The 12,013-nt window shown below is 63.1% G+C and carries 12 protein-coding genes; 2 read left to right on the top strand and 10 right to left on the bottom strand.

From position 1 onward, the window contains the following. The 6 genes from SH809_16440 to SH809_16415 form a co-directional block, all read right to left on the bottom strand. On the bottom strand, nt 1-1,045 hold a 1,045-nt coding region (locus SH809_16440), incomplete at its 3' end, for an NFACT family protein (GenBank protein ID MDZ4701302.1). Between the two features lie 18 nt (nt 1,046-1,063). Further along, entirely contained in the window at nt 1,064-1,393 is a 330-nt protein-coding gene (locus SH809_16435) for a hypothetical protein (GenBank protein ID MDZ4701301.1), read from the bottom strand. A gap of 98 nt (nt 1,394-1,491) precedes the next feature. After that, entirely contained in the window at nt 1,492-2,814 is a 1,323-nt protein-coding gene (locus SH809_16430; GenBank protein ID MDZ4701300.1) for a hypothetical protein, read from the bottom strand. Between the two features lie 70 nt (nt 2,815-2,884). After that, nucleotides 2,885-4,102, bottom strand: coding sequence for an aspartate aminotransferase family protein (locus SH809_16425; GenBank protein MDZ4701299.1), 1,218 nt, complete (start codon nt 4,100-4,102; stop codon nt 2,885-2,887). Further along, nucleotides 4,099-4,719, bottom strand: coding sequence for an SRPBCC family protein (locus SH809_16420; protein MDZ4701298.1), 621 nt, complete (start codon nt 4,717-4,719; stop codon nt 4,099-4,101). Before SH809_16420 ends, SH809_16425 begins: the two co-directional genes overlap by 4 nt. A gap of 158 nt (nt 4,720-4,877) precedes the next feature. Then, entirely contained in the window at nt 4,878-5,555 is a 678-nt protein-coding gene (locus tag SH809_16415) for an RNA methyltransferase (protein ID MDZ4701297.1), read from the bottom strand. Between the two features lie 25 nt (nt 5,556-5,580). Here SH809_16415 and SH809_16410 point away from each other — a divergent pair, with 25 nt between their 5' ends. Then, nucleotides 5,581-6,267, top strand: a complete 687-nt coding sequence (locus SH809_16410; protein ID MDZ4701296.1) for a hypothetical protein — start codon at nt 5,581-5,583, stop codon at nt 6,265-6,267. Here SH809_16410 and SH809_16405 read toward each other — a convergent pair. Then, nucleotides 6,251-8,470: a M28 family metallopeptidase gene (locus SH809_16405; GenBank protein MDZ4701295.1), complete on the bottom strand. Its 2,220-nt coding sequence runs from the start codon at nt 8,468-8,470 to the stop codon at nt 6,251-6,253. The genes SH809_16410 and SH809_16405 overlap by 17 nt on opposite strands. Nucleotides 8,471-8,586: 116 nt before the next feature. Between SH809_16405 and SH809_16400 the strand changes: the two genes are divergently transcribed. Then, nucleotides 8,587-9,318 carry an SDR family NAD(P)-dependent oxidoreductase gene (locus SH809_16400; protein ID MDZ4701294.1) on the top strand — a complete coding sequence of 244 codons (732 nt, stop codon included), beginning with the start codon at nt 8,587-8,589 and terminating at the stop codon, nt 9,316-9,318. A 96-nt stretch (nt 9,319-9,414) separates the two neighbouring features. On the opposite strand, the gene SH809_16395 is transcribed toward SH809_16400, so the two are convergent. The 3 genes from SH809_16395 to SH809_16385 form a co-directional block, all read right to left on the bottom strand. Continuing rightward, entirely contained in the window at nt 9,415-10,887 is a 1,473-nt protein-coding gene (locus SH809_16395; GenBank protein ID MDZ4701293.1) for an FAD-dependent oxidoreductase, read from the bottom strand. A gap of 12 nt (nt 10,888-10,899) precedes the next feature. Further along, nucleotides 10,900-11,220 (bottom strand): hypothetical protein, encoded by a 321-nt coding sequence (locus tag SH809_16390; GenBank protein MDZ4701292.1) that lies wholly within the window; start codon nt 11,218-11,220, stop codon nt 10,900-10,902. 123 nt (nt 11,221-11,343) lie between these two features. Next, the coding region (locus SH809_16385; protein MDZ4701291.1) for a DUF1501 domain-containing protein at nt 11,344-12,013 on the bottom strand (670 nt) is incomplete at its 5' end.

The raw sequence follows: 12,013 nt of genomic DNA, 5'->3' as shown, positions 1-12,013 counted from the left end.
GTTCCGGGGTGAGCGGGACGGTCACGGGTTGCTGGTCGGCGAACAGGTCGGGCACTGTAAGGGTTTCGGCTCCGCTCGCTGTGGGCGTGGGCTGGGCCATGAGGAGATGAGCCCAGTGCTCGTAGCGATCGGCGCGGCTTTCACGTGCGAGCGCTTCGAGCATTCGTTCGCTGCTTTGCCGGTAATGCGACACCGCCTGCTCCAGTTCACGTTCGAGGGGCGTGTAGGCCTGAAGGAACTGGTCGAGGGCCAGACGCCGGCGAACAAACACGGCCACTGCACGATCCGTGGATTCGAACGCCTCGGCTCGGAGCGACCCATAGGCGTTCATCGGGAGGAGGGTGAACGCCGCGGGCGCATCGTCCTGCCAGTATACGGTGGGCTGCGGCGTAGCGAGATCGGCTTCGAGGGCGCGTGCCTGGCTGTACAGGCGTTGCCGGGCCGCGATGTCGATTGTGGCCGGCGCGTCGCAGCCGGCGCGGTGGAGCGTTTCACGCGCCAGGTCGCGATCGAACAGCGGCATGGCGCGGCTCAGGGCGCGTGCGAGGTCGGGTTCGGCCTGTGGCCAGCGGCCTTCAAAAGCCTCGAACGTGTCGACGGACGGTGCCGCTTCCGGGACGGGAGTCGGGCAGCCGGCGAGTGCGGCGTTACGCTGAAAGGCTTCCTCGATCACCCCATCCGGATCCACAAGGAGTACATTGGCGCGAGGGCCGAAGAGGAGGATCTGAAAGGCGCGACCATCCGCGAGATCGAGGTATATCACGCGGTCCCTATCGGCGAGGCGGACGCCAATGACAGCCTGGTCGAGCGCTCCGGCAAACCGTGTCGCGACATTCCGGCGGGCTCGGTTATAGCCGTCGGTGCGGAAAATATACGGGAACGAACGGCGAGTGGAGATGCGCAGCATCCACGCGTGCTCCGGCGTGGCCATGGCGAGGGTGCACTCGTCTTTGGATTGCGAGTAGGCATCCTTCAGCAGGCCGCCGGGGAACAAACGGGCCCACTCGGTGGCCAGGGCGCGCAGGGTGAAGTAGTTAGTGAGCATGCGAGGCAACCGGGCGAGTCATCCACCGCGGCGCTCGACGAGAGAGGAAAGGAGCCAGATGAGCGCCCACTGGCCGGCGGTGATCCACCAGCCGTTCAGGGCGAGGAGCGACAGATTGATGGCGTACAGGGCATGAAAGAAAAGGGCGGGCGGGGCTTCCTCGGCGCCCTTACGCTGGCGGGTGATCTGACCGAGACCGCCGCCGAAAAAGGCGAGGGCCTTGATCGCCAGCATAAAAGGCGTGTAGATAAACACAAGCCACTGCGCCCACGGCAATACACCCGACGTCGCGAGTACGATCAGTACCGTGACCGCGATATCCAGTAGGACGTCTTTAAGCCATTTCATGGGTTCGCGTGTACGGAAGCCGTGTATAAAGCTCAATGGTCGATGTTCAATGCGTTTTTTCGGAGACCTCCCTAAACCTTGAACCTGAACCCTTGAACTTACTTGATTTGCTTGAGCAGTCCCTCGAATATACGGTCGGCGACACGCGGCGCAAGCTTGTCAAGTAAATCGTCCTCCATGTCCCGTTCAATTTCGGCGAGTTCTTCTTCGTCGAACCGTTCACGTTCCTCGCGAGTCAGGTCAAGATCCTGATAGTCGCCGGCGTAGACGCCTCGCGTCAAGGCCTGCGTCACATCGGTCGTAATCGTTGCCGTGTCCACCTCGCGGCGCGTGTCGGCGTCGACGATGCTGATCGCGATTTCGGCGACGAGGCGGTAGGTGAAGCTCTTCTCGATGTAGGTGGTATCCACTGGCGCGTTACCGCGGGTGCGGGCTGTGCGCGTGCGTTCGCGGACGCGCGATTCCTCGAACTGGAGGCGGACGATTTCGCCCACGACCACGAGGTCCGCCTCGACCGCGCGGCCGATCTCAGACGCTTCGGAGCGGGTTACGACCTGAGTGTCGTACCGCAGCCGGCGCAGCTCGCGGCGCACTTCGACAGGGTCTGACAGGCGGAGGAAGAGGGGGGGCTCTCCCCAGAAATCGAAGATGAGCTGGTCGTTCAGGGCGCTGACGATGCCGGACGGCGCCGTCTCCTCGGCTTCCGTGGTGGGGTAAAGGGGGAGGACGGCGATCTCGCGGGTGCCGAGCCGCACGGCTTCCTCTTGGAGGTCGATGCCCTGCTGGACACGGGGATGGTTGGCCCCCAGGAGCGCGATGACGGCGGCGCCCTGGTCGAAGGCGACGCGGTAGTAGGCGCGTTGCATCTCCTGTTGGCCCCAGCGGACGTGGACGCGGGCGCGGGCGAGGAGTACTTCTTCATCCTGCTGGACAGGCAGTTCGAAGCGGCTCTGGACACCTTCGTAAATGGTGAGGGCTTCCTGCCAGTTGCCGGCTTCTTCGGCGCGTTCGCCGCTCTGGATGATGGCGCGGATGGCGGCGATGCTCAGTTGCTCGCGATACCCCTCGTAGTCGGCCGGCAATGTGAGTTGAACGCCGACATCGCGGGCATCCTCGTGGAGGGTGCGCATAGCGTCCAGCGAACTCATCGCGGCATCGAACTCACCCCGGGATTCTTGTTCGCCGGCCCGGGAAAAGTGATTATTCATCGCGATGCCGCCGACCCGTTCGAGCCCCTGCCTCGCCTCCGCGCGGTCCGATTCCCGGCGCAGCACCTGAAGGTAATAATTGGCGGCTTCGGCATATTGGCCTCGTTCCTCGAGGCCGATGGCGCGTTCGTACTGTTTCTGGGAGCTGACGCAGCCGGCGGCGAGGATCGCGAGCAGCAGGAGGACGGCAAGGGGTGATCTGTGTAGGGTCATAACAGGGTCATCTACGGGGTCATGAACGGGGGTCATGAAAAGGGGTCTGGGCTATGAACTGGGTCATGCGTTACGGCGATTGAGTCGAATCGGGCAGAGCATGGTCGAGGGCCTCCAGGATGGTGTCCAGCGCCTGCTCGAGCACATCGAAGGGTATGGTAAGCGGGGGGGCGATACGCACGAGGGAGTCTGCGTGTAGCGTCCAGCCCAGGAGCACCCCGTGGTCCAGACCGTACTGGACGGCGCGCGCGGTCGTGGCGGCGTCGACGATCTCCATGCCGAGCATGGCGCCGCGTCCGCGCACCTCTCGAATGAGCGGATGCACAAGTCGTTCCCGGATGTGTCGTTCGAGGGCGACGGCCCGGGCCGGCAGGTTGTGAGCGAGCAGCACATCGAGCGCCGCGCCGGCGGCCGCGCACGACACCGGGTGGCCGCCGAAGGTAGTAACGTGGCTCAGGGGCGGATCGTTACGGAAGGTCGCCATGAGATCCGCGCTGGCGACGAATGCACCCAGCGGCATGCCGCCGCCCATGGCTTTGGCGAGGGTGAGCACATCCGGCACGACCCCGAATTGCTCGAAGGCGAAGAGTGTTCCGGTGCGGCCGAAGCCGGTCTGGATTTCGTCGAAGATGAGGAGTGCGCCGGTGTCGGTGCAGCGCCGGCGGAGCGCCAGCATCCAGGCCGTCGAGGGCACGCGGATACCCCCTTCCCCCTGGATGGGTTCGACGATGACGCAGGCCGTGGTCGTGTCGATCGTGCGAAGGGCGTCGATGTCGTCGAACGGGAGGAACGTGACGTTCGGGAGTAGCGGTAGAAAAGGGTCACGGTACACGTTCCGGCCGGTGACGGAGAGAGAGCCATGGGTGTCGCCGTGGTACGACCGGTCGAAGGCGAAAAGACGGGTGCGCCCGGTGGCTTTTTTGGCCAGTTTGAGGGCGCCCTCATTGGCCTCGGTGCCGGTCATGGTGTAGTAGACGACCTGGAGTTGGGGCGGCAGCTGTTCGGCGAGCCGGCGGGCGAAGCGCACCTGGGGTTCCTGGATGAACTCGCCATACACCATCACGTGGAGATAACGATCCACCTGGTCGTGAATGGCCGCGGTGACGCTCGGGTGACGGTGACCGAGAGAGGAGACGGCGATACCGCTGATGAGGTCGATGATCCGCCGGCCATCCGACAGGTACAGAAACGGCCCCTCGGCGGACACGACCCGGAGGCCAATCGGGTGATCGCTGGTCCAGGCGATGTGCCGGCTGAAATGGGACGCGAGGCTGTCCGATTCCTTCATTCCCCGTAGATGTCCTTGAGTGTGATCTGGCCGGGCACCGGCGCCTGGCTGGCAGGTTTATGCGATGCGTTCTTGGGGCCGGCGGGGCGCGGCTCCATCATCGGCTCGCTGGCGACTGGCTTCGGCTTCCGCTGTTCTCCGCGAGGCTCGGGCTCGAAGCGACCGAACCGCTGCTCGAGCACTTGCGCCCGATACATAAAAATGTCGTGGAGTCGTTTACGAACGTAAAAATCGTGCACGAGCGAGCCGATGGGCCCGAGATACAGGCCATATTGGACGATATCCTCCACTTCAACGCCTCCCCCGAGGTGGGGCCGGAAGGAATGCTCGTGGTGCCACAACTTAAACGGTCCGAAGCGCTGCTCATCTACAAAAAAATGCGGCTTCCGAACGTGCGTGATCTCGGTGACCCACTGAACAGGGATGCCGGGGAGGGGTCGGATCTGATAACCCAGGATCGTGCCGGCGTGTATTTCGTCAGGCGGCTCGTTGGTAATCCGGAAATCCAACCAGTGCGGCGTGATCTGGCGCAGGTTTTTGGGGGACGAGAAAAACTCCCACGCTTCGTCGACCGTGATGGGCAACCGCTGAAGGGTTTGCAATCGATGGATGCGCATAAGGACTAGGTTGACTGGGTTTGGGAGTATAGGGGGAGGGAGTAGATACGCCGTAGCGTATCTACGGACACGCCCATACTCCCTACTTCTTCACCTTCATGGGTACCGTATTCAGGGAACGTTTTACATGACAGCCGGCGCGATGTTCGAACGTCCGCTCAGCCGGCCAGGATGGCGTCGGCGTGTTTAATGCTCAGACGGTAGTACCGCGCCCGGAGGGCGGCTACGTCCTCCGGGGTAAGGTCTCCATGAAATCCCTGCCGGCGCAGGCGGTCCTGATACGCATGGTACAGCGACACCGCGGCAGCCACCGAGATGTTGAAGCTCTGCGTGAAGCCGGCCATGGGGATGATGCAGCAGGTATCGGCCAGGGCGCGCATTCGTTCACTCACGCCGTGTTGTTCGTTGCCGAGCACGATCGCTGTCTTTCGGGTAAAGTCGATGGCGTCGATCGGGACGGCGTCGTCCGAGAGGTGGGTGACGACGATCGTGTATCCTGCCGCGCGGAGGCCGGCCACGCAGGCGTCAGCATCCTCCCATCGGGTGATATCCAGCCATTTATCCGCTCCCTGGGTCGTCCGGGCGGACTTCTTGAAGCGGCCGGCGGCTTCCACGATATGGAACCGGTGGAAACCCAGCGCCTCGGCGCTACGCATCACGGCGCTGACGTTGCCCAGGTTGATGAGTCCCTCGACGACCGTCGCCACCGTATCCGTCCGCCCCGCCACCACCTGCTCGATGCGCGCCTTGCGGCGGTCCGACAAATAGGGCGCGAGCCGGTCGACGATGGCTTCGGGCGCTGGTGTTTCTCCCGGTGGCAAGGATCCGTTAACCATGAACGTTCGTTTTTCAGTTTTTGACATGATCACATACAACGTATATCTCATGCTCCTGATCTCGAAGCGCGCCGGCTTTTTTCTGGCGCTACTACTTACTGTCGTCGCTCCGTCACGCGGGCAGTCCGCTTCCGACATCCTGAAAAAGGTGTCGGACCGCTACCTCGAGGCGATCGGAAAAATCGATGACATGCAGATGGTCGTGCGTCCGGAAGGCGCGTTCGCCGCTTTTGACATGATGACGACGTATTACGAAAAGACGGACGGCCAGGAGACCTTCCGCTCAAAGTCGGTCTTCGAGGGCGGCATGGCCGAGATGATGAACGCTGCCGCCGAGTCCAGCGCGCCGCCGGACATGCTCTCGATGTCGTCCATGATGTTCGAAAAACTGGCACCTTCCTCGAAATATGTAGGTAAGGAAGATGTGGATGGGGTCTCGACCTTTGTCGTTAGCGTGGACGACCTCGGGGCGTTAATGGACGAGTTGAGCGCTGGCCCCGCGCTCAACGGCGATGTCGAGACGGTCTACGGCCAGGGCATGCTGTACATCGACGCGGAGGAGTACGTCCTCCGTAAAATGCGTTTCTCGATCGAGATGGAGCCCCAGCCTGGCGCCGGCGTGCGGAAAATGGATATGGAGATGCAGATGTCGGACTATAAAACCGTCGGCCCGATGTACTACCCCCACACCCCCACTATCGCCCGTCTTTGAGCAGCGCCGCCACACCTGACAACACGCCGGCGAGGCGTTCGATCTGGGCGGTAGCCTCGTCCCACTGGCGTTCTTCGATGGCTTCTCGGACGCCCGGCAGCGTTTTGACGCCGTAGCCCGTGAAGAAGCCCGGGGCGTAGATGTGGTGCCGGAACCAGGAGCGGCGTGGGAGGCCCTCGTCTACCGTCATGGCGCGTTCGCTTCCGATCATCAGCCGGTTCAGCGCGGCGAGCTCGTCGGCGGACAGGGCATCGGTCGTGACGCTGGCCTGGAGCATGCGGTCGAACGCAGCGGCTTGCCGTTCGAGCTCGCCCACGGCGTTCATGAGGGGGGCGAAGTTGAGGTGTGGCACCGGCTCGCGGACGACGGGCGGCACCGAGTGTTTCGTCGGGTCGGCCGAGAGGGCGTAGACGCCGTCTTCCACGCGCTGGTTGATCCGGTTGGTTTCGGCGCGGAGGTCGTCCGTAAGTTCTTGCACTTCGCCGGCGTAGCGCTTTACGTGGTCGACGAAGTTGCCGAAGGCAAAAGGCAGGGCGTCGGCGTTGGCGAGGCGGAGGGCGGCGCGGCCGGCGGTCTGCGCCAGCGCGATGCCGTAGGCGAGCTTCGGATCGCCGAAGCGGATGTAGTGCTCGTACGAGTCGTAGGTGGAGTGGTAGGATCCGCCTCCGCCTTCCCCGCCGTAGCCGATGTTGAGCGATGCGATGCCCAGGTGCTGGAGGAACGGCGTGTAGTCCGAACCGGAGCCGAGGGGGGAGATGGGGAGATCGGCGCGGCGGGCGCCTTCGTCGTCGCCATTGGCGCGCATGTGGGCGCGGAGCCGGGCGTCTACCGAGACCCCGGTCTGCGGGTCCGTCACCTCGCGGCCGACCTCATTGATGAACTTCTCCAGCGTGTGGGAGCCGCCGACGCCGAGGAATCCGCGGCCGTTGGAGTCCGAATTGATGTAGGCGACGGCTTTCTGCCGCAGGTCGCCGGCGTGGTACTCTACCCATTCCGTGGATCCGAGGAGCCCCGGTTCCTCGGCGTCCCAGCTGGCGTAGACGATGGTGCGTTTCGGACCCCAGCCGGTTTTGACCAATTCGCCGATGGCGCGGGCCTCCTCCATCATGGCGACAGTGCCGCTGACGGGGTCGCCGGCGCCGAACACCCAGGCGTCGCGGTGGTTGCCGCGGATGACCCATTCGTCCGGGTAGACGCTGCCCGGGAGGCGCGCGATCACGTTGTAGGCCGGCACGATATCCCAGTTGAAGGCGAGCTTCAGGTGCACGGTGGCCGGCCCGGGGCCGATGTGGTAGGTAAACGGCAGCGCACCGCGCCAGTGGTCCGGGGCGACCGTGCCGCTGAGCGCTTCGAGCAGCGGTTGCGCATCTTCGTACGAAATGGGGAGGACGGGGATTTTCATCAGGGTTGGCGCTTCCTCCCTCGAGAGTCGCTCGGTATCCTCTTTGGCGCCGACGCCCGGGGTCAGCGGATCGCCGGGGAAAAGCGGCATATCGGCCACGGAACCGCGCTGGACGCCGAGCGCCGGCCGGAACGCGCCTTCGGGGTAGACATCGCCCTGGTAAAATCCGTCCTCGCGGGGGTCGGAGTAGATGATACACCCGATGGCGCCGTGGTCGGCGGCCAGCTTGGGTTTGATCCCGCGCCAGGAACGGCCGTACCGTGCGATGACGATCTTGCCGGCGACATCGATCCCCATCTCCTTCAAGTCCTCGTAGTCCTCCTGCGTGCCGTAGTTCACGTACACGAGTTCTGCCGTGACATCCCCATCGGCCGAGTAGGCGTTGTAGGGCGGGAGCACGTCTTTCCGGATGGCGGAGGAGGCGTCGCCGGCCACCGCCGGCTCATCGAGCTTTGCTCTGTAGGCCGTCTTGCCGTTCAGGATTAGTTCGACCCGGCGTTCCTTCGGGGTCGGGAAGAGGACGTGGAACACCTCGATTTCCGTATCGAATCCCCATTCCCTGAACTTCGCGGCGACGAATTCGGCGTTGGCCTTGCTGCCCGGCGAGCCCACATGATGCGGCCTCGACGTCAGCGTTTTCATCCACGTGTCTAGGTTGGCCGCGTCCATGTGGCTATCGAATTCCGTTTCGAGTGCCCGCTGGCCGGCGACGTTTTCAGGCTTGAAGCCCAGGATCGGGTCGTCGGCGTGGGTGGAGAAGCCGAGGCTGAGGGCGAGGAGGAGCGTCGAGAGTAGGCGCATATCGTCGTTTATGATTGGATGGCGCCCCAAACGTACGCCAATTTTGGGGAATGATCCAATCGGATGATGGGGCGTTTAGCATCAAGTCATCCCATCACACCAGCCAGCCACCCCTCATGCATTTACCCGACAAAGTCGCCCTCGTCACCGGTGCCAGCGCTGGCCTCGGAGAGCATTTTTCGCGCGCCCTCGTCGGCCGCGGCGCCATCGTATACGGCCTGGCGCGCTCGGCGGATAAGCTCGATGCGCTGCGGGCCGAGCTGGGCGAGCGGTTCCATCCAGTCGTGTGCGACGTCAGGGAGGAAGATCAGGTGCAAACAGCCATCGGCCACGCCATCGAGGAGGAAGGGCGGGTGGATGTCCTCGTCAACAACGCCGGCCTCGGCCAGTTCGGGCCCATCGAGACCCAGACGCTGGCCGAGTGGGACCTCCAGATGGAGACCAACCTCCGCGGGGTGTTTCTTTGCACGCGAGCGGTGCTGCCTGCCATGAAGCGGCAAAACACCGACACAGGCTTCGGCGGACACATCGTGAACATCGCGTCCGTCGCCGGCCTGCTGGGCACGGCGAACCTCGGGGCCTACAATGCGACCAAGTTCGGGCTACGTGGCTTCAGCGAGGCCCTCATGAAGGAAGTCCGCGACGACGGCATCAAGGTGAGTTGCGTTTATCCCGGCTCGGTGGCCACGTCCTTCGGCGCCGTCGCCGGCACCAGCGGATCCCCCAACCCGATGCAGCCAGAAGACCTCGCTTCCACCCTCATCCACCTCCTCGAAACGCCAGACAACTACCTGATTTCGGAGGTGGTGATGCGGCCGCTGAGGCCTTCGGCAAAGGCAAAAGGGTAAAGGCAAAAGGCAAAAGGGAAAAGGTAAAAGGTAAAGGAATCGACTCTTTTACCTTTTACCTTTTCCCTTTTGCCTTTACCCTTTACCCTTTTGCCTTTAAACCACCGTGCCGGGTACATAGGCATTCACCTGCCCTTTGTACCGGAACAGGAACTGGAGGAGTTTGACGAAGCCGGCAGATTGTTTTTGCACGTACCACTGGTCGGCGGCGCGGCGGGCGCCGAGGGCGTAGGTGGGGTAGGGGTGGATGGTGTCGGCGATCTGGCGGAGGGAGATGCCGTTGCGCATGGCGACGGCGTATTCGCCGATGAGTTCGCCGGCGCTGATGCCCAGAATATCTACCCCCAGAATTTTCCCGCTGAATGCTTTTGCATACACTTTGATGAGGCCGGTAGTCTCACCCTCGGTCACGGCGCGGTCCACTTTGGTGTAGGGAAACCGGTACTCTTCATAGGCGACGCCCCTCTTTTTGAGCTCTTCCCGGGTGGCGCCGACATGGCCGAGTTCGGGCTCGGTGAAGGTGACCCACGGCACGTGTTTCATATCGATCTTCATCGGCACCTTGAGCAGCATGCGCGTCATGGCCACCTTTGCCATGTGCTCGCTCATGTGGGTGAACTGGTAGCGGCCGGCGATGTCGCCGATGGCGTAGATGTGCTTCACGTTCGTGCGCCCGCTTTCGTTGACCGGGATACCGCGATTCGTGTATTTGACGTCGGCGGCCTCGAGGTTGAGGCCGGCCACATTCGCCGCGCGTCCCGTGGCCATCAGCAGCGCGTCGGCCTCGATGGTCGTACTTCTGCCGCCGACTTCAGCCTCGATGGCGATGTGGCCGTTCTGACGGTATACACGTTTCACGCCGGCGTTCATCACATAGCGGACGCCTTCGTTCTGGAGATGCTGCTGGAGCATGCCGGCCAGTTCGGGGTCGTCCTTACTCATGATCACCGGGCCCTGGTCGATCACCGTCACCTGCGACCCAAGCCGCGCAAACGCCTGAGACATTTCGGTGCCGATCGGTCCGCCGCCGACGATGGCGAGGCGTTTTGGCAGTTCGTTGATCTCGAAGAGCGATTCGTTGGTGAGGTAGGGCACGTCCTGCAGGCCTTCGATGGGCGGGACAAACGCGCTGGCGCCGGCGGCGATGACGATGAACCGGCCGCTGAAACGCTCGGACGTCCCCTCATGCGCCAGTTCGATCGTATGGGCGTCGACAAACGAGGCCTGGCCCGAACGCACGTCGATCCCCATTTTTTCGTAGATCTCGGGGCTATCGGCATCCTGGTAGACTTCCTCGCGGATGTGGCGGACGCGCCCGATCACCTTCGCGAAATCGACCTCGAGCGGTTGCTCGACGATGCCGTAGGCGGCCGCTTCACGGATGTAGTGGGCCACTTTGGCCGCTTTGAGGATCGCCTTGCTGGGCACACAGCCCGTCCACGTACAGTCGCCTCCCAGCCGGTGGCGCTCGATCATCATAGTTTTTGCGCCGAAATTGGCCGCGATGCCCGAGGCGGTTAGGCCGGCGGCGCCGCCGCCGATGACGATGACGTCGTAGGTATAGGACATGGGAGGTTGGGCTTATTTTTCGGCGGCCTGGCCGCGAATTTTCTGGACGGTCGAATACGCTCCGTACCCTACCAGCACGGCGATGAAGAGATAGACCCACAGAGGGATGTTGTGACCGACGATCAATAAGTATAGATAGGCCGAGATAAAAAAGAAGCCGGCGAGCAGTGTGGGCAGGACGATGGGTTTCTTCGCGCGTAGGTTACGCACCAGCCAGCCCATGCACAGCGTGAAAAAGGGGATGGCGCCCACGTAGATGCTGCCGAAGATGATCGGGTTGACGCCGTATGTGGGGCCGAGGCTGAAGAACCAGTCGACGATGGTTTGCCACATGAAGTTGTTGGGATGTTGCCGATGAATGGGTAATCAGTACGCCCGACAGGATCGTTGTTACGGTGTCGTGCCGGCAACCCCACACACGTTATTGAATGGTGATATCTGGGCGATCTCGGGCGCTCAGGCCAGAATGTCTCGAACGACGTGCGCCTCTTCGACGCCGGTGAGCTTCTGGTCCAGTCCCCGGAACGAGTAGCTGAGCCGGTTGTGGTCGATGCCCATACAGTGCAGGATGGTGGCGTTGAGGTCGCGGATGTGGACGGGGTTTTCGAGGATGTTGTACGCGAAGTCGTCCGTGACGCCGTACTCGATGCCGGGCTTGATGCCGCCGCCGGCCATCCAGATGCTGAAGCATCGCCCGTGGTGGTCGCGGCCGGAGTTCTCGTGCCCTAGGGCGCCCTGGCTGAAGATGGTGCGACCGAATTCGCCGCCCCAGACGACCAGTGTTTCGTCGAGCAAGCCGCGCCGTTTGAGGTCCTTGACGAGTGCCGCCGAGGCCTGGTCGACGTCCCGACATTGCGCCGGCAGCTGCTTCTGGATAGCAATATGTTGGTCCCAGCCGCGGTGGAAGAGCTGCACGAAGCGGACGCCGCGTTCGATCAGCCGGCGGGAGAGCAGGCAGTTGGCCGCGTAGCTGCCGGGTTTGCGGGATTCCGGCCCGTACAGCTCGAATACGGCATCGGGCTCATCGGACAGGTCGGTCAGGTCCGGCACGGAGGTCTGCATCCGGTACGCCATCTCGTAGGCGTCGATGCGTGTGTGGATTTCGGGGTCGCCGACCTCATCGGCC

Source organism: Rhodothermales bacterium, from assembly GCA_034439735.1.
Lineage (GTDB): Bacteria > Bacteroidota > Rhodothermia > Rhodothermales > JAHQVL01 > JAWKNW01.
The sequence above is the reverse complement of the archived record's forward strand: the minus strand, read 5'-3'. Positions and strand labels throughout refer to the sequence as shown.

Coding starts and splice junctions, on each gene's coding strand:
- SH809_16435 (MDZ4701301.1), bottom strand. CDS start 1,393: ATGAAATGGCTTAAAGACGTCCTACTGGATATCGCGGTCACGGTACTG.
- SH809_16430 (MDZ4701300.1), bottom strand. CDS start 2,814: ATGACCCTACACAGATCACCCCTTGCCGTCCTCCTGCTGCTCGCGATC.
- SH809_16425 (MDZ4701299.1), bottom strand. CDS start 4,102: ATGAAGGAATCGGACAGCCTCGCGTCCCATTTCAGCCGGCACATCGCC.
- SH809_16420 (MDZ4701298.1), bottom strand. CDS start 4,719: ATGCGCATCCATCGATTGCAAACCCTTCAGCGGTTGCCCATCACGGTC.
- SH809_16415 (MDZ4701297.1), bottom strand. CDS start 5,555: ATGGTTAACGGATCCTTGCCACCGGGAGAAACACCAGCGCCCGAAGCC.
- SH809_16410 (MDZ4701296.1), top strand. CDS start 5,581: ATGATCACATACAACGTATATCTCATGCTCCTGATCTCGAAGCGCGCC.
- SH809_16405 (MDZ4701295.1), bottom strand. CDS start 8,470: ATGCGCCTACTCTCGACGCTCCTCCTCGCCCTCAGCCTCGGCTTCTCC.
- SH809_16400 (MDZ4701294.1), top strand. CDS start 8,587: ATGCATTTACCCGACAAAGTCGCCCTCGTCACCGGTGCCAGCGCTGGC.
- SH809_16395 (MDZ4701293.1), bottom strand. CDS start 10,887: ATGTCCTATACCTACGACGTCATCGTCATCGGCGGCGGCGCCGCCGGC.
- SH809_16390 (MDZ4701292.1), bottom strand. CDS start 11,220: ATGTGGCAAACCATCGTCGACTGGTTCTTCAGCCTCGGCCCCACATAC.